The 16519-nt window shown below is 68.1% G+C and carries 18 protein-coding genes and 1 tRNA gene; 10 read left to right on the top strand and 9 right to left on the bottom strand.

What is annotated here, in order from left to right; translation table 11 throughout:
- The first annotated feature begins 3 nt into the window (after positions 1 to 3).
- From panC to FVP33_RS10230, 4 genes are read left to right on the top strand one after another with little or no spacing between them, the layout of a single operon-like run.
- A complete protein-coding gene (panC, locus tag FVP33_RS10240; RefSeq protein ID WP_147783560.1) occupies positions 4 to 867 on the top strand; it encodes a pantoate--beta-alanine ligase in 864 nt (287 codons plus the stop codon).
- Positions 868 to 921: 54 nt separating this feature from the next.
- Positions 922 to 2433, top strand: coding sequence for a lysine--tRNA ligase (lysS, locus tag FVP33_RS10235; RefSeq protein WP_147783559.1), 1512 nt, complete (start codon positions 922 to 924; stop codon positions 2431 to 2433).
- 6 nt (positions 2434 to 2439) lie between these two features.
- Complete coding sequence (locus tag FVP33_RS19515) at positions 2440 to 2580, top strand: hypothetical protein (RefSeq protein ID WP_187270662.1); 141 nt, start codon at positions 2440 to 2442, stop codon at positions 2578 to 2580.
- A 33-nt stretch (positions 2581 to 2613) separates the two neighbouring features.
- Positions 2614 to 2802 (top strand): hypothetical protein, encoded by a 189-nt coding sequence (locus FVP33_RS10230; RefSeq protein ID WP_425460944.1) that lies wholly within the window; start codon positions 2614 to 2616, stop codon positions 2800 to 2802.
- A gap of 12 nt (positions 2803 to 2814) precedes the next feature.
- On the opposite strand, the gene FVP33_RS10225 is transcribed toward FVP33_RS10230, so the two are convergent.
- From FVP33_RS10225 to FVP33_RS10210, 4 genes are all read right to left on the bottom strand, one after another.
- Positions 2815 to 3792, bottom strand: coding sequence for a pirin family protein (locus tag FVP33_RS10225; RefSeq protein WP_147783558.1), 978 nt, complete (start codon positions 3790 to 3792; stop codon positions 2815 to 2817).
- A 39-nt stretch (positions 3793 to 3831) separates the two neighbouring features.
- On the bottom strand, positions 3832 to 4461 hold the full coding sequence (locus tag FVP33_RS10220) for a TetR/AcrR family transcriptional regulator (protein ID WP_147783557.1): 630 nt from the start codon (positions 4459 to 4461) through the stop codon (positions 3832 to 3834).
- 355 nt (positions 4462 to 4816) lie between these two features.
- Entirely contained in the window at positions 4817 to 5029 is a 213-nt protein-coding gene (locus FVP33_RS10215) for a helix-turn-helix domain-containing protein (protein ID WP_147783556.1), read from the bottom strand.
- Positions 5029 to 5289 (bottom strand): hypothetical protein, encoded by a 261-nt coding sequence (locus FVP33_RS10210; protein WP_147783555.1) that lies wholly within the window; start codon positions 5287 to 5289, stop codon positions 5029 to 5031. Before FVP33_RS10210 ends, FVP33_RS10215 begins: the two co-directional genes overlap by 1 nt.
- Positions 5290 to 5569: 280 nt before the next feature.
- Between FVP33_RS10210 and FVP33_RS10205 the strand changes: the two genes are divergently transcribed.
- On the top strand, positions 5570 to 8056 hold the full coding sequence (locus FVP33_RS10205) for an ATP-dependent Clp protease ATP-binding subunit (RefSeq protein WP_147783554.1): 2487 nt from the start codon (positions 5570 to 5572) through the stop codon (positions 8054 to 8056).
- A gap of 64 nt (positions 8057 to 8120) precedes the next feature.
- Here FVP33_RS10205 and FVP33_RS10200 read toward each other — a convergent pair whose 3' ends face one another.
- A complete protein-coding gene (locus FVP33_RS10200; RefSeq protein WP_147783553.1) occupies positions 8121 to 8732 on the bottom strand; it encodes a hypothetical protein in 612 nt (203 codons plus the stop codon).
- A 324-nt stretch (positions 8733 to 9056) separates the two neighbouring features.
- On the opposite strand from FVP33_RS10200, the gene FVP33_RS10195 reads away from it, so the two are divergent.
- The 3 genes from FVP33_RS10195 to mmuM all read left to right on the top strand — a co-directional run bounded on the left by FVP33_RS10195 (position 9057) and on the right by mmuM (position 11297).
- On the top strand, positions 9057 to 9566 hold the full coding sequence (locus FVP33_RS10195; protein ID WP_147783552.1) for an amino-acid N-acetyltransferase: 510 nt from the start codon (positions 9057 to 9059) through the stop codon (positions 9564 to 9566).
- 139 nt (positions 9567 to 9705) lie between these two features.
- Positions 9706 to 10326 carry a hypothetical protein gene (locus FVP33_RS10190; protein ID WP_147783551.1) on the top strand — a complete coding sequence of 207 codons (621 nt, stop codon included), beginning with the start codon at positions 9706 to 9708 and terminating at the stop codon, positions 10324 to 10326.
- Positions 10327 to 10388: 62 nt separating this feature from the next.
- A complete protein-coding gene (mmuM, locus tag FVP33_RS10185) occupies positions 10389 to 11297 on the top strand; it encodes a homocysteine S-methyltransferase (protein WP_147783550.1) in 909 nt (302 codons plus the stop codon).
- On the opposite strand, the gene radA is transcribed toward mmuM, so the two are convergent.
- Both radA and FVP33_RS10175 read right to left on the bottom strand, forming a co-directional pair.
- Positions 11294 to 12658: a DNA repair protein RadA gene (gene radA, locus FVP33_RS10180; protein ID WP_147783549.1), complete on the bottom strand. Its 1365-nt coding sequence runs from the start codon at positions 12656 to 12658 to the stop codon at positions 11294 to 11296. The two genes, mmuM and radA, sit on opposite strands and share 4 nt — an antisense overlap.
- 25 nt (positions 12659 to 12683) lie before the next feature.
- Positions 12684 to 13448, bottom strand: coding sequence for an SGNH/GDSL hydrolase family protein (locus FVP33_RS10175; protein WP_147783548.1), 765 nt, complete (start codon positions 13446 to 13448; stop codon positions 12684 to 12686).
- A gap of 79 nt (positions 13449 to 13527) precedes the next feature.
- On the opposite strand from FVP33_RS10175, the gene FVP33_RS10170 reads away from it, so the two are divergent.
- Positions 13528 to 13617: transfer RNA gene (locus FVP33_RS10170), tRNA-Ser, on the top strand.
- A gap of 312 nt (positions 13618 to 13929) precedes the next feature.
- Entirely contained in the window at positions 13930 to 15531 is a 1602-nt protein-coding gene (locus FVP33_RS10165) for a phospholipase D family protein (RefSeq protein WP_147783547.1), read from the top strand.
- On the opposite strand, the gene FVP33_RS10160 is transcribed toward FVP33_RS10165, so the two are convergent.
- Together FVP33_RS10160 and FVP33_RS10155 are read right to left on the bottom strand one after the other, a co-directional pair.
- A complete protein-coding gene (locus FVP33_RS10160; RefSeq protein ID WP_246142284.1) occupies positions 15467 to 16225 on the bottom strand; it encodes a DUF2306 domain-containing protein in 759 nt (252 codons plus the stop codon). The genes FVP33_RS10165 and FVP33_RS10160 overlap by 65 nt on opposite strands.
- Positions 16222 to 16491 carry a hypothetical protein gene (locus FVP33_RS10155; RefSeq protein ID WP_147783546.1) on the bottom strand — a complete coding sequence of 90 codons (270 nt, stop codon included), beginning with the start codon at positions 16489 to 16491 and terminating at the stop codon, positions 16222 to 16224. Before FVP33_RS10155 ends, FVP33_RS10160 begins: the two co-directional genes overlap by 4 nt.
- Positions 16492 to 16519 lie beyond the last annotated feature (28 nt).

Below are 16519 nucleotides of genomic sequence, written 5' to 3'. Positions count from 1 at the left end.
GGGGTGCCCACCGCCGTTGCCGAGACCATAACCGAACTGCGTTCCCTCCTCGCCGATGAGCGGGCGGCGGGGCGGCGAGTCGCCCTGGTTCCCACGATGGGGGCTCTCCACGACGGCCACCTGGCCCTCATCGAGCGGGCGGGCGAGATCGCGGACACCGTCGTCGTGTCGATCTTCGTCAACCCCCTCCAGTTCGGCCCGACGGAGGATCTCGACCGGTATCCGCGAACCCTCGCCGACGACCTGGCCAAGGCCGACCGCCTGGGCGTGGACTTCGTCTTCGCCCCGACCGCGAACGAGATGTATCCGTCGGGGACGAGCGAGACGCGCGTCACGGCCGGGGCCGTCGGCTCGCTCTACGAGGGTCGTTCGCGAATGGGCCACTTCGACGGCGTGCTGACGGTGGTCTCCAAACTCCTGAACATCGTGCAGCCGGACGTCGTCGTCTTCGGCCAGAAGGATGCCCAGCAGGTGTTCCTCGTCGGCCGCATGGTGCGCGATCTCAACGTTCCGGTGCGCGTCGAGGTCGTGTCCATCGTGCGTGATTCGGACGGTCTCGCCCTCTCAAGCCGCAACCGGTTCCTGGACGCCCGGGAACTGCGGGCGGCGCGCGGACTGTCCATCGCGCTCGAGGCGGCGGAGTCCTCGGCGGATCGTGGCATCGATGCGGTGCTCGCGGCCGCCCAGTCGGTGCTCATGGGGGAGTCACTCGTGCAACTCGACTACCTCACGATCGTGCATCCGGACACCTTCCTGCCCGTGGACGACGATCACCACGGCAAGGCGATCGTTTTGGTGGCGGCGCGGGTCGGCTCGACGAGGCTCATCGACAACGCGACGATCTACCTCGGGGGCACGCACTCCTGAGCGGCCTCCCGGCCACCGTAAACTTGGGCGAGTCACAATCCCCTGGAGCAACGAATGAGTAAGACGACCGCCGTGCACGAGCCAGCAGCCGAACCGACGGACGAGGAACTGTCCGAGCAGACCCAGGTGCGGCTCGCCAAGCGCGCGCGGCTGATCGAGTCCGGCGCCGAGGCGTACCCGGTCTCCCTGCCGATCACCACGACGATCCCGGCCGTGCGCGCGAAGTACCCGAACCTCGAGACGGACGCCACCACCGGCGAGACGGTCGCCGTGGCCGGCCGCGTCGTGCACCTCCGCAACACGGGCAAGCTCTGCTTCGCCTCGCTGCAGTCCGGCGACGGCGCCCGCATCCAGGCGATGGTGTCGCTGGCCGAGGTGGGGCAGGAGTCGCTCGACGGCTGGAAGGATCTCGTGGACCTCGGCGACCACGTCTTCGTGTCGGGCGAGGTCATCTCGAGCCGGCGCGGCGAGCTGAGTGTGCTGGTGAAGGAGTGGAAGGTGGCGTCGAAGGCGGTGCGTCCGCTGCCGAACCTGCACGCCGAGCTGAGCGAGGAGACGCGGGTGCGCAGTCGCTACCTCGACCTCATCGCGCGCGAGGGGGCGCGCCAGATGGTGCGCAGCCGGTCCCGGGCCGTCGCGTCGCTGCGCGCGACGTTCGACCACCACGGCTACATCGAGGTCGAGACGCCGATGCTGCAGACCATGCACGGTGGAGCATCCGCCCGTCCGTTCGTCACCCACAGCAACGCCTTCGACACCGAGCTGTTCCTGCGGATCGCGCCGGAGCTCTTCCTCAAGCGCGCGGTTGTCGGCGGCATCGAGCGCGTGTTCGAGATCAACCGCAACTTCCGCAACGAGGGCGCCGACTCCACGCACTCCCCGGAGTTTGCGATGCTCGAGGCGTACCAGGCCTACGGCGACTACAACCAGATGGCGGACCTCACGCAGGAGATGATCCAGAACGCCGCGTTCGACGCGGAGGGCAGCCACGAGGTGACCTGGGCCGACGGCACGCGCTACGACTTCGGCGGCGAGTGGGACCGCATCAGCATGTACGACTCGCTCAATGCCGCGTCCGGCTGGCAGGTGACCGCCGACACGACGCTCGACGAGCTTCTCGCACTGGCCCAGACCGTGGCGGTCGAGGTGCAGCAACCCACCCACGGCAAGCTCGTGGAGGAGCTGTGGGAGCACTTCGTGAAGCCTCACCTCGAACGCCCCACCTTCGTGATGGACTTTCCGGTCGACACGTCGCCGCTCGTGCGCGCCCATCGTTCCAAGCCCGGCCTGGTGGAGAAGTGGGACCTCTACGTGCGCGGATTCGAACTCGCCACCGGCTACTCCGAACTCGTCGACCCCGTCGTGCAGCGTGAGCGCTTCGTGGAGCAGGCCAAGCTCGCGGCGGCCGGTGACCTCGAGGCCATGCGCCTCGACGAGGAGTTCCTGCGCGCGCTCGAGTACGGGATGCCGCCGAGCGGCGGGATGGGCATGGGCATCGACCGGCTCCTGATGGCACTCACCGGGCTCGGCATTCGCGAGACCATCCTCTTCCCCCTCGTGAAGTAGGCGACGATGACCATTCCTCCGCTGGATCCCAAAGACAAGGATCCGAAGAAGCTGTCGGCGACGCGCGTGGCCCTCTGGGTGCTCGTGGCCGGGTTCGGGCTCTACTACGTGATCTCGGGCATCATCGGGGTGCTGCAGCACGGATAGTCCTCTCCCAGCGGGAGGACGTATTCTGGTCTGGTGATCGAGAACTTCTGGTGGGGCGCGCTCTTTTCCGTGACGCCGACCATTCTCGTCGGCCTCATCTTCTGGCTCGTGATGCGGTCGATCTTGCGCGCCGACCGCACGGAGCGCAAGGTCTACGCCGAGATCGAGGCCGAGGAACGCGCCAGGCTCAACCAGCCGAAACCGGATACGCGCGAGGCCTGAGCGGATCGGCATCTAGTCCCGGGGGCGCAACCGCACGTTGGGCAGCTCGGGGGCGGGCAGCGCTCGGCCGTCGTAGCCGCGCACGGTTCCGAAGCGGCCGTCTTCCGTTCCGCCGGCGATCACATCCGCCTGCCACTCCGCCCGAAACTGCACGATCTCCTCGTGGCTGCGCCCGATGAAGTTCCACCACATGACGATGCTCTCGCCGAGCGGCACCCCGCCGATCAGCAGTGCGCGAAGGGGCCGGTCTCCGGCCGCGATCCGGATGCTCGCGAGGCCCGGTTGGAGGTAGCCGAGGTGCGACGCGGGCACTGTGGTCCCCTCGAGGGTGGCCTCCCCGGCCTCGACGAGCAGGCCATGCTCGAACCGGGGGTCGACGGGCAGGTCGACGGAGGCGCCGGCCGGCAGGTCGAGTTGCGCGCCGACGAGCTCGGTGAACGTCGTCGCGGTCGACACCCGGCCGGCGAGGGTGCCGATGAAGACCCGCAGCACGGCGTCGCCGAGCGTGGCGGGCTCCGGCACGAAGTGCTCGAAGAACGGCGCCTGTCCGCGACTCGCGTCAGGCAGGGCGACCCACAGCTGGGCACCGTGCAGCACGGTCGTCTCCGCGGTGCTCACCTCGGAGTGCGCGATGCCGCGGCCGGCCGTCATCAGGTTGAGTTCGCCCGGCCGCACCATGGCGTGGCTGCCGGTGCTGTCACGATGCTCTACCTCGCCCGCGAAGAGCCAGCTCACGGTCTGCAGGCCGGTGTGCGGATGCGGCGGCACGACCATCCCGCCCCGCTCGGCCACGACATCCGGCCCGTAATGGTCAACGAAGCACCAGGCACCGATGAGCGACCGCTTGCGCTGCGGAAGCGTGCGGCGCACGTTCATGGCGCGGGGACCGCCGAGCGGCACGTCCCGCGGCTCGAGGATCTCGACGCCCTCCGTGAGCACCATCGGCGCCCGTTCGAACAGCTCGGCCGGATGCTTCTCGAGGTTGCTCATGCGGAAATGCTACGCGCGTCAGTTCTCCCCGGCAGGTTGTCACGAAACTCGCTCCATCACGGTGCGGAGCAGATCGACTGCCCGGGTGTAGTTCTCTCGGGGGTCGCCCGAGGTATCGCGCGGCCACTTCTTCATCGCGACGCGCATGGCGGCCAGGCAGACGCTGAGCAGGATCTGCGCGGCCTCCTGGCGTTCCTCGGCGGAGTCCTCGGCGAAACCTGGCGTCGAGGCGAGCCAGTCGGCCACGACGAGTCCGAGGCGATCCTCCATGGACGCGACCCGCAGAATCTGGCGGGTGAGCAACTGCGGGTAGCGTTCGAGCACGCGCTTTCGCAGGTCGACCTTGTCGATTCCGGCGCTCGTCTCGGCGATGACCGAGTAGACGAGCGACGCCACGTCGTGCAGCACATCGTCGGTGCGGTGACCGGTCAGGAGCTCGATGACCTCTTCGCCGATGCCGGACGAGTCGATGCCGAGCACGGCATCCTCCTTCGACGCGAAGTAATTGAAGAAGGTGCGGGATGAGACGTTGGCCCGGTCGCTGATGGCGTCGACGGTGGCGTGCTCGAGGCCCAGCTCGAGTGCGAGCTCGGCCGCCGCCTCGAAGATCGTGCGGAAGGTCGCGGCGCGCTTGCGCTCGCGGATGCCCTGCTCGGCAAAATCATTCATGACTAAATTATTGCACCCGCGCAAAAACGCGCAACCTGCAAATTTGCTGGCGCGCATCCGGTCCGCCTCCCCGCATCCGAAAACGCAGGAGATCCTCCATCGAACGAAGCGAAATGCCGCGCCATGCAGCAGTTCCCGGCGAATCTCCTGCGTTTTCGGATGCGGGATGCGGGATGCGGGAGGGGGTGCGGGGCGCCCTGGATGCGGGGCGCGCCGTGCGCGGAAATCGGTGCACTTGGAGGTCGAGTGGGCAAAATTGGCGCCAACGAGCGCTGGGAAGGTGCACTTTTGCCCACTCACGGGCTGGAGCGGCGTGGCCGGGCGGCGTCGCGGGGACAGGACGGCGTCCACACTCTCACGCGACGACGAGCAACTCCCCGACCTCGCAGTCCAGTGCCCGGCAGATCGCGGCAAGCGTCGAATAGCGGATGGCGCGCGCCCGGTCGTTCTTGAGCACCGAGAGGTTGACGATGCTCACGCCCACGAGTTCGCTCAGCCGGGTGAGGGTCATCCCCCTCTCCCCGAGCAGTTCGTCGAGCCGGCAGTGGATGCCCGTGGCGTCATCCATCACACGAGTCCCTCGGTGTCGCGCTGCAGCTTCAACTTGTCCCGCAGCAGGCGTTCCGATCGCGCCTGAAGCCGCTCTCCGTGGCGGAACGCGACGGCGACGGCGACGATGGCGATCCCGATGCCGAGAGGCGTGCCATCCATCACTCCGAGAATCGGCCAGAAGCCGAGTCCCGCGAGCACGGCGAGCACGAGGAACGCCCAGACGACGACGCGGGCGGCGGTCCATCCGGGTCCGGCGAGTTGGTCGGTCTGTAGCATGCGAACCCCTAACGACAATCGATAACAACGATAATCGTTAATGTACCGCCTCGGGATGCCGTGAGGCAAGCTCCGAAAACGCAGGAGATCCGCCATCGACCGGCAGGGAATCCCGCGCGGAAAGGCGTTTGGCGGCGGATCTCCTGCGTTTTCGGAAAGTTTTGGGAAAGGGGCCTGTGGATACCGTCACGCCTACGGCGAACAAGGGCAGTAAACGCAGGGTTGCCTCGTTACTCTCTCTATAACGGCGCCAACCCTGCACGGTGCCATAGGAGTCAAAATGTTCGAAAGATTTACCGACCGAGCCCGCCGGGTCGTCGTTTTGGCGCAAGAAGAAGCCAAGATGCTCAACCACAACTACATCGGCACCGAGCACATCCTGCTCGGGCTGATCCACGAGGGTGAGGGCGTCGCTGCGAAGGCCCTCGAGTCCCTCGGTATTTCCTTGGACGCCGTGCGCGAGCAGGTCCAGGACATCATCGGCCAGGGCCAACAGCAGCCCACCGGGCACATCCCGTTCACCCCGCGCGCCAAGAAGGTGCTCGAGCTGAGCCTGCGCGAGGCGCTGCAACTCGGCCACAACTACATCGGCACCGAGCACATCCTGCTCGGCCTCATCCGCGAGGGCGAAGGCGTCGCCGCCCAGGTGCTGGTCAAGCTCGGTGCAGACCTCAACCGCGTGCGCCAGCAGGTGATCCAGCTCCTCTCCGGATACCAGGGCAAGGAGCAGGTCGCCGTCGGCGGCGAGACTCAGGCGGCGGCCCAGGGCGGCAGCCAGATCCTCGACCAGTTCGGACGCAACCTCACCCAGGCCGCGCGTGACGGCAAGCTCGACCCGGTGATCGGGCGCGAGAAGGAGATGGAGCGGGTCATGCAGATCCTGTCCCGTCGATCCAAGAACAACCCCGTGCTGATCGGCGAGCCCGGCGTCGGCAAGACCGCCGTCGTCGAGGGCCTTGCCCAGGCGATCGTGCGCGGCGACGTGCCGGAGACTCTGAAGGACAAGCAGCTCTACACCCTCGACCTCGGCAGCCTCATCGCCGGCAGCCGCTACCGCGGTGACTTCGAGGAGCGCCTCAAGAAGGTGACCAAGGAGATCCGCACCCGCGGCGACATCATCACCTTCATCGACGAGATCCACACCCTCGTCGGCGCCGGTGCGGCCGAGGGCGCGATCGATGCCGCGTCGATCCTCAAGCCGCTGCTCGCCCGCGGTGAGCTGCAGACGATCGGTGCCACCACGCTCGACGAGTACCGCAAGCACTTCGAGAAGGATGCGGCCCTCGAGCGCCGCTTCCAGCCCGTGCAGGTGCACGAGCCGTCCCTTCCGCACACCATCAACATCCTCAAGGGACTGCGCGACAAGTACGAGTCGTTCCACAAGGTGTCGATCACGGATGGCGCAATCGTCGCCGCCGCGAACCTGGCCGACCGCTACGTGGCCGACCGCTTCCTTCCCGACAAGGCGATCGACCTGATCGACGAGGCCGGCGCGCGCCTGCGTCTCTCGATCCTCTCCGCACCGCCGGAGCTTCGCGAATTCGACGACAAGATCGCCGCCGTTCGCGCGCTCAAGGAGGGGGCGATCGAGGACCAGGACTTCGAGAAGGCCGCCTCGCTTCGTGACGAGGAGAAGAAGCTGCTCGGAGAGCGCCTGCGCCTCGAGAAGCAGTGGAAGAGCGGAGAGGCCGCCTCGACCGGCACCGTGGACGAAGGCGTGATCGCCGAGGTCCTCGCCGCGGCCACCGGCATCCCGGTCTTCAAGCTCACCGAGGAGGAGACCAGCCGTCTCGTCTTCATGGAGAAGGCGCTGCACCAGCGCGTCATCGGCCAGGAGGAGGCCATCTCGGCCCTCTCGAAGACGATCCGACGCACGCGTGCCGGGCTCAAGGATCCGAAGCGTCCGAGCGGTTCGTTCATCTTCGCCGGCCCGACCGGTGTCGGAAAGACGGAGCTCGCCAAGGCGCTCGCCGAGTTCCTCTTCGACGACGAGAACGCGCTCATCTCCCTCGACATGAGCGAGTACGGCGAGAAGCACACCGTGTCGCGGCTGTTCGGTGCCCCTCCCGGGTTCGTCGGCTTCGAGGAGGGCGGCCAGCTCACCGAGAAGGTGCGCCGCAAGCCGTTCTCCGTGGTGCTGTTCGACGAGATCGAGAAGGCCCACCCCGACATCTTCAACTCGCTCCTCCAGATTCTGGAGGAGGGACGACTGACGGATGGCCAGGGTCGCGTCGTCGACTTCAAGAACACGGTGATCATCATGACCACCAACCTCGGCACGAAGGACATCACGGGCACCCCCATCGGGTTCACCTCGGCGTCCGACACCGCCACCGGCTACGACCGCATGCGCGGCAAGGTCGTGGAGGAGCTCAAGAAGCACTTCAAGCCCGAGTTCCTCAACCGGGTCGACGAGACGATCGTCTTCCCGCAGCTCACGCAGCCCGAATTGCTGCAGATCGTCGACCTGTTCATCAAGCGGCTCTCGGACCGCCTGCTGGACCGCGACATGACGATCGAGCTGGCCCTTCCCGCCAAGGAGCAGCTGATCAAGATCGGGTTCGACCCCTCGCTCGGAGCGCGGCCGCTGCGCCGCGCCATCCAGCACGAGGTGGAGGACCGACTGAGCGAGCGCATCCTGCAGGGCGAGCTCAACGCGGGCGACCACGTTCACGTGGACTACGTCGGCGACGAGTTCGTCTTCGCGACCAAGCGCCAGCCGGGGCGCGAAGCGATCGAGGAGCCGGTCGCCGCGATCGAGGCGTAAGCAGCAGCACACGGATGGCCGGCGAGGAGACTCGCCGGCCATCCGTCGTTAACGGCGGCGCCTGCTACCCGCAGTATTCGTAGGGTGGTCTTGTGCCCGGCCAGACTCCGATGCTGCCGACCGCCTGAGTCGCGGCGTCCACGCTGAAGGTGATCCACGAGCCTGAGGCCGTCTTCACGGTATAGAGCGGAAAGCTACCGTCGGGATAGTAGTCGGTTCGCTCAATCGAGGGGTAGGCGGTCGTTAACTCCGCTGCCGTCGAGCTGTAGCCGATTCCCAGTGCGGTGTGCGGGCCAGCGAGGCCGCGGGGGCGGGTGGGGCTGGCGTCCACCCCGACTATGTTTCCCGCACTATCGAAGAACACGGCGATACCCACATCCGTGCCGGTGAAGAACGCCGCCCTAGGGTTTGGGCAATTCTTAGTATCGGCGGACAGGCCTGTGAGATCCGCGGTTACCTTCTTCAGGTTCGCGCCCAGCTGGAAGGGGCCGATGCCGGTTTCGGAGACGATCCAGGTGGCGGGATCGGCCGCGTTGATCGGCGTGGCCGTGGCAGTTGGTGCTTGACTCGGGGCATTGCTCGGCGCCGACGATCGTGGGCCGTGTGAGCTGGCGCAGGCCGACAGCGATGCGGCGACCAAGCAGGCGGCGAAGACCGCCACGAATTTGCGGTGCATGGTGTCCTCGACTCTGCAGAGAAAGCGGCAAATTGTCCAAGCAATGTTCACTTTATTCGGTCTGCCAACGCAAAGAGCCAAGAGTGTTCGAATCGTGACAAAGTCAGTCGAGATCTCGAGCCCCGGTCGCCGCGATCGAGGCGTAAGCAGCAGCACACGGATGGCCGGCGAGGAGACTCGCCGGCCATCCGTCGTTAACCCGCCTCCCCGTCTGCAACACGCGTTTCTCCGGAGGATCGGCGTCCAGTCGGCTGTCGGTAGGCTCGTACGGGCCGGAGTGCAGCCGCGTGCTGCGAAACCTCCGGAGAAACGAGAGTAGCGAGCATGTCCGAGACCGCGTTTTCCGTGCGAGCCGCCCGCACCAGTGACGTTCCGTTCATCCAGGCCCTCGTCGAACCGCTCGTTCAGCGCCGCATCCTGCTCGGCAAGGACTCCGTCGTCTTCTACGAGGCGATCCAGGAGTTCCGCATCGCCGAAGACGAGGCGGGAAACGTCATCGGCTGCGGAGCGCTCCACGTGATCTGGCAGGATCTGGCCGAGGTCCGCACGCTCGCCGTCGTCGACGAGTGGTTGCACCGGGGCGTCGGCCACGCGTTGATGGAGCAGCTGGAGGCGGATGCCAGGGACCTCGGGCTCAGCCGCCTGTTCTGCCTCACCTTCGAGGTGCCGTTCTTCACCCGCCACGGCTTCGAACCGATGACGGAGGAGCCGATCGACCCGGCGGTGTACCTCGAGCTCGTGCGTTCCCCCGACGAGGGTGTCGCCGAATTCCTGGACCTCGCGCGGGTGAAGCCGAACACCCTCGGCAACACTCGGATGATCAAACGGATCTAACGGGGGAGGTTCGGTGATCCCGGGGCTCGCGCTCTCCGGACGAGGGCACTGAACGTCGCGAGCCGCGAGTTGCGGGGGTGGACAGTACACGCCCCCGCAAATACCGGGCAAATCGAGGACCCGAGCTTAGCCTTAGCGCATGTCGACGTTTAGAAATCCTGTCGGCCCCCAGCCGCCCAAGGTGTACTGGCGCCGCAGGCTCATTGTCGGTCTCGGTGCGCTCGCCGTGATCGTGATCGTGTTCCTCATCGTGTTGCGGCCCGGATCCGGCGCGACGGCCCCCAAGTCCGACGCCACGGGTGGCAAGCACTCCAGCGCGGTGTCCCCCTCCCCGAGCGCCCCGGTGCCGGCCGCCGGCGCGGCCTGCGTCCCCGCCAAGCTCAAGCTCGTCGCCGTGACGGACAAGACAATCTACGCCGCCGGCGAGCAGCCCCAGATCAGCATGTCGATCACCAACACGGGCCAGGCGGACTGCACGATGAACCTCGGTTCCACCCAGCAGGAGCTGATCATCACGAGCGGCTCCGAGCAGATCTGGGACTCCAAGGACTGCCAGTCGGCCCCGGTCGACGCGCCATCCACCCTCAAGCCGAACGTGGCGATCACGACCCCGCCGATCCCGTGGGATCGCACCCGCTCCGCCGCCGCCACCTGCCAGAAGACGCGGCCGCCCGTGACGGCGGGAGGCGCGAGCTACCACCTCAGCGTGAAGATGGGCCCGCTCGCGTCGAAGCAGACCTCGCAGTTCATCCTGAAGTAGCCCTTCCGGAACCAGCTCTTCCTGAACTGGCCGACGCTCCCGCGGCTCAATAGGCTCGGTGCATGACCTCTTTCGCCGCTGCCCTTGCCCGGGGTGGAGTCGTGCTCGATGGCGGACTCGGCACGCTGCTGGAGTCGCGCGGCAACGACCTGTCGTCAACCCTCTGGTCGGCACGGCTGCTGCTCGAGAACCCGGCGGAGATCCGGGACGCCCACGCTGAGTATTTCCGGGCCGGCGCGGATGTGGCGATCACGGCGTCGTACCAGGTGAGCTACGAGGCGCTCGCTCGGCGAGGCCACGCCGGTGCGGCGGCGGACGCTGTTCTGCGCAGCAGCGTGCGCCTCGCGATCGAGGCGCGAGACGCCACCCGGGAGGAGGCGCACGGCAGGCCTGCCTGGGTCGCCGCCTCCGTCGGTCCATACGGCGCAATGCTCGCCGACGGATCGGAGTACAGCGGCGACTACGGCCTCACGGTGCCGCAGTTGAGGCAGTGGCATCGGCGCCGCATCCAGGTGCTCGCCGCGTCGGCGGCCGACCTGCTCGCGGTGGAGACGATCCCCTCGCTGGCGGAGGCCGAGGCAGTCGCGCTGGAGATCGCCGGCACCGGCAAGCCGGCCTGGATCTCGCTGACGTCGGCGTTCGGGGCACTGCGCTCGGGCGACTCGCTCGTCGAGGCCTACCGCATCGCCTCCGATCCCGCCGAGGTCGTGGCGGTCGGCGTCAACTGCACCGACCCGCACGACGTGGCCACGGCCATTGCCGCCGCGCGCCAGGTCACTGACAAGCCGGTGATCGTCTACCCGAACTCGGGCGAGCAGTGGGACGCCAAGAACCGGCGCTGGATGGGATCGGCCGAGTTTCCGCACGAACTCGTGCGGGAGTGGATCGCGGCGGGGGCGGCCGCGGTGGGCGGATGCTGCCGGGTCGGACCGACGCAGGTCGCGGCGATCGCCGCGACCGTTCGCGGCTAGAAGGCCGGCACGTCCGCCTGTTCGACGACCGCGCTCGCGAATGCCTTGCGCATCGCCTCCCGCAGGTGGCCCAGGTCCGCGTCGATCACGGTCGTGAAGCCGAGCCGGCGCGCCTCGGCGATGCGCTGCTTGGCCTGAGAGACCGGCCGGATCTCCCCGGCGAGGCTGATCTCGCCCACGGCGACGAGGGTGGGCGGAAAGGCCTTGTTGCTGTAGGCGCTGGCGATCGCAAGCGCGATCGCGAGGTCGGCGCCGGGCTCCGTCAGGCGGATGCCGCCGACGGTGGACACGTACACGTCGTGTTCGCTGAGCTTCATCCCCGCCCGGCGCTCCAGCACGGCGAGTAGCATCGCCACCCGGGACGAGTCGACTCCGTTGGTGACCCGGCGCGGGTTCGGCGCCGAGGTCTTCACGATCAGCGCCTGCACCTCCACCGGCAGGGCCCGCCGTCCGTCGGCGGCCACCGTGACGCAGGTGCCGCTCACCGGTCCGAAGAGCGCGCCCGTTCCCCGGGAGAGGAACAGCCCGCTGGGGTCGGCCACCTCGGCGATGCCGTCCCCGGTCATCTCGAAGCAGCCCACCTCATCCGTGGATCCGAATCGGTTCTTGTGGGCGCGCACGAAGCGCAGGGCGGTCTGCCGGTCGCCCTCGAACTGGCACACGACATCCACGAGGTGTTCGAGCAGGCGCGGGCCGGCGATCGAGCCGTCCTTGGTGACATGGCCCACGAGCAGCACCGGCAGGTTGCGGTCCTTCGAGACGCGGATGAGCGTGGAGGCCACCTCCCGCACCTGCGCCGGCCCGCCGGCGAGGCCGTCGGTGAGCGAACTGGAGACGGTCTGCACCGAGTCGACGATGAGCAGGTGGGGTTGCACCTGGTCGATGTGGCCGAGGATGGTGGCCAAGTCGGTCTCGGCGGCGAGGAAGAGCTCGGGCTGCAGCGCCCCGGTGCGCTGGGCCCGCAGTCGCACCTGGCTCACCGACTCCTCGGCGGTCACGTAGAGCACCCGCATGCCGCCGGCCGCGGCCTTCGAGGCCACCTCGAGCAGCAGGGTGGATTTTCCGACCCCCGGCTCGCCGCTGAGCAGGATGGTGGCGCCCGGCACGATGCCGCCGCCGAGCACCCGGTCGAACTCGCCGATGCCGCTCGGCCAGTGTGCGACCTCGTCGGCGCTGATCGCGGTGATCGGCCTGGCCGCTCGCGCCTCGCTCACCGTGGCAGGCCGAACGAAGCGGCTCGGCGCGGCATCCAGAACGTCTACGACTGTGCCCCAGGACTGGCACTCGCCGCAGCGGCCGGCCCACTTGAGGGTAGTCCAGCCGCACTCGGAGCATCGGAAATTCGACTGGACTTTGGCCACCTCGCCAGCCTAGGCGAGGCCCCCGTCACTCCGTGTCTGCGGTGGAGCGAGTCTCGGCGACGACCCTGTCGAGGAGAGGAAGGAACGCGGACGCCCACACCCGGTAGCCGCGATCGTTGGGATGGAAGAAGTCCGCGGCCACCTGGTTGAGCGCGTACCGGGCGGCCCCCTGGCGCCGGGTTGCCGCGTGCAGCGGGGCCACCTCGAAGTCGCGCTCGGCGGCGAGCCGGCGCACGATCGCGTTGGCTTCGCGCGCCTTCCGCTCGGAGGAGCCGAGGTAGAACGACGGAAGATCGGCGACGATCGCGCCCGCGGGCAGGGCGGCATACAGCTCGCGCAGCTCGCTCTCGAAGCGCAGCGGGTCGAAGGAGGCGATGTCGTTGGCGCCGATGGCGACGGTGAGCACATCCGGCCGGGTCGTCATCCTCCGGAGGGCGGGCAGCTGGATGGCGAGCGCCTCGCGCAGCCGCGCCCCCGACATGCTGAGATTGACGACCCGCACCGTGCGCCCGGTGCGCTCGCGCAGGTGCCGAGCGATGAGGCCCACATAGCTGCGGCCGGGTTTGCTCGCGCCGACGCCCTGGGCCGCGGAGTCGCCGAGGGCGACGTAGAGCAGGTCGCCGTGCTTCTTCCCCTCGTCCTTCCACCACCGCGCGTTGAGGTGCAGGGTGTTGGCGAGCCGAGCCGAGCCCGCCCGGTGCCGAAGGCGGCCGAGCGCCCAGGCGACGGTCGCGGCGAGGGCGACGAGCACCGCCACGGCGATCAGCGTGAGCAGCAGGGGAGTCGTCACGCCAGAACTTTACGCCCGGCCGATGGGCGCCCGGGCCGGCATGCTCGGCCGTCGTCAGCGGTGTACTAAGATCGACGACGGAACCGTGTCCGAGCGGCCGAAGGTGCAACTCTCGAAAAGTTGTGTGGGTGAGAGCCCACCGTGGGTTCAAATCCCACCGGTTCCGCCAAGAGCTAACCCCGTACATCCCGGTGATGACGGGGTTTTTTCTTTGCCGGTAGACGCCAACTATTGAGAGTGGAATCCATTCCGATCGCCGCGTGAATGCGCCACGGGCGGAATCGTAGGCGCTTCCCGTGCGCCTCGCGGCCATAGACAGCAGGTTGGCGAGGTGTGAGGCAGAGAGTTCGATCCCGGCCGGGGATGTGCGCGGGCCAGCGCGGCGTTCCCTCCGTAGCCAGGGCAGGCAGGGAGGGGTGCTGAGACCTCCGGTCTAAAGTCCACTCGATGGCCGGTCGGCGGGTGCCGTAATGTGCGTCGGGTGGACATTGATCCTGGTGTGTGGTTCCTGAGTCGCTCCGAGCGGGGAAATCTTGCCACCGACGTGCACTCGGGTGGCGCCGGCACGCCGTCCTGGTCGGAGGGCAACCTCGTGAAGCCCCTGATTCATGGCGCAACCTACTTCGCCCGGCTGCACGAGGAGCTGACGGCACTGCAGCCGGGAGACCGCGTCTGGTTCACCGACTGGCGCGGCGACGCCGACGAGCGACTGCTGCCAAGCGGCCCGTCGATCGGCGATCTGCTCGCGAGCCTGGCCCGTGGGGGAGTGGAAGTGCGAGGCCTCGTCTGGAGGTCCCATGGCGAGCGGGTGTCGTCGCCGATCAGCGGTCGCTCCAACGAGCTCCTGGGTCGTGAGATCAACGATGCCGGCGGCGAGGTGCTTCTGGATCAGCGTGTGCGCCTGTTCGGCTCTCATCATCAGAAATTCTTCGTCATCCGGCGTCGTGACGATCCGTCGCGGGACATCGCGTTCGTCGGCGGCATCGACCTCTGCCACAGCCGTCGGGACGACGCGGACCACGCGGGAGACCCGCAGGCGCTGACCATGGACCCTCGGTACGGCCCGCGTCCGCCGTGGCACGATGCCGCCCTCGAGCTACGCGGTCCCGTGGTGGCCGACCTTCTGGCGGTCTTCGCCGAACGGTGGAACGACCCGCATCCCCTGGACCGACGAACGCCTTACCGGATGCTGCAGCAGCGTCTCGCCCGCATGCCCCGGCACCCCAGGCAGCTCCCCGAAACCGCGCCACCACCACCTCCGGCGGGCCCGCACGCCGTGCAGTTGCTGCGCACCTACGGGGTGAAACGTCCGCCGTTCCCGTTCGCGCCGTTCGGGGAGCGCAGCGTCGCGCGGGCCTACGCGAAGGCCTTCGCCCGCGCGCGCTCGCTGATCTACATCGAGGACCAGTACCTGTGGTCGACGGAGGTCGCGGCCGCGCTCGCCGAGGCGCTCCAGGGCAACCCCGAATTGAACGTGATCGCCGTCGTGCCGCGCTACCCCAGCTCGGATGGCCTGCTCGCCGGGCCGCCCAGCCGAATCGGGCAGCTGCGCGCCATTGCGATGCTTCGCCGAGTCGCGCCAGACCGGGTCGGCGTGTTCGATCTGGAAAACGACACCGGAACTCCGATCTACATCCACGCCAAGATCTGCATCGTCGACGACACGTGGATAACCTGCGGCTCAGACAACTTCAACCGTCGATCCTGGACCACCGACAGCGAGCTCACCTGCGCAGTGCTCGACACCACCGCCGCTGACCCCGAATCACCCGGCCCCGAGGCTCCACGACGGCTGGCCCGCGACCTCCGCCTCCAGCTCTGGACCGAACACCTGGGCCTCGACCGCGGCGATCGCCGACTCCACGACCCGGCGGCTGGGCTCGCGCTGTGGAAGGCCAGCGCCGAGGCTCTCGACCACTGGCACAACAGCGGCCTACACGGCCCCCGACCCACCGGACGCGTGCGTCGGCACGCCCCAGAACCCGTCACACCTCTCCAACGACTCTGGGCGGTCCCGCTCAACCGACTCGTGCTCGACCCGGACGGTCGCCCCCGCCGGCTGCGCGGAACTGCGCAGTTCTAGCCGGCCGCGGCTCGGGTGCCGTGCGACCGGACCGCGCACCCCGACGGATCACCAACTCGGCAACGGCGAGGTTGATCAGCCAGGCCGCACCCATGAACACGGCTCGGTAGAGCTCGTTGGTCGAGCCGAAGACGATCGATTCGGGGATGAGCACGATGGCCTGGGTTCCCGCGCCGACCCCGATCGCGTAGGCGCGGGTCATCCACTCGCCGTGCCGGATGAAGTCCCGGCGCGCGATCGCCCGGACGCCGAGGAGGATGCTCGCCACCATGGCGCATCCGAAGATCAGGCGGAGCACCACCAGGGCGAGGCCGTCGCCGGGCGGATGCGGGTAGAAGACCGACATCCACAGCCCGGAGAGGGCGGCGAGCAATCCCGCGGGGATGAGCACGAATCCCGCGAGGCGATGCCAGCCGCCCCGTCGGCGCAGGGCGGGAACGAACTGGAACGCCCCGACCAGGCTGAAGATGGTGGCGCTCACGATATGTGTGATCACGGCGACGGGGGAGTCGAGAAACCGCGCGTTGCCCGCGGTGATCACGGCTCCACCCGTCACTTCGGTGAGTCGCGCCGCCCCGGCGAGCACCGGGATGAGGCTGAGGAGGATCAGCCCGACGGGGGCGAGCCACCGCGCCCGTGGCCTTCTTGTTGTTGCGCTTCGCGATGCCGTCATGGCGACGCTGCGTGTGGTCATGGCTGGGTGCTCCTTGCCGTGGGGGCCGTGGGGGCCGAGGGGGATGCGGTCGTCGGACGCTCCAGGACGTTGACCGAAATCAGGGTCACGCCCAGGTCGCCGACGCGTCTCAACAACCCGTGAAGTGCGGACTGGTCGATGACCGGACCGGTGAGGGTAGTCGTTCCGCCGTTCTCATTCGTCACGGTGAAGCCCTCGAACCAGTCGCTCCAGCTTTCGTCGAGCCGCCCCTGAAGGCGGATCTGGTACCGGTCGAGGTCACCCATGGCCGTTCTCCTTTCGCGTCGCGTCTGG

This window comes from Lacisediminihabitans profunda (assembly GCF_008040105.1).
GTDB classification, from domain to species: domain Bacteria; phylum Actinomycetota; class Actinomycetes; order Actinomycetales; family Microbacteriaceae; genus Lacisediminihabitans; species Lacisediminihabitans profunda.
This window is presented reverse-complemented; position numbering and strand designations above follow the sequence as displayed.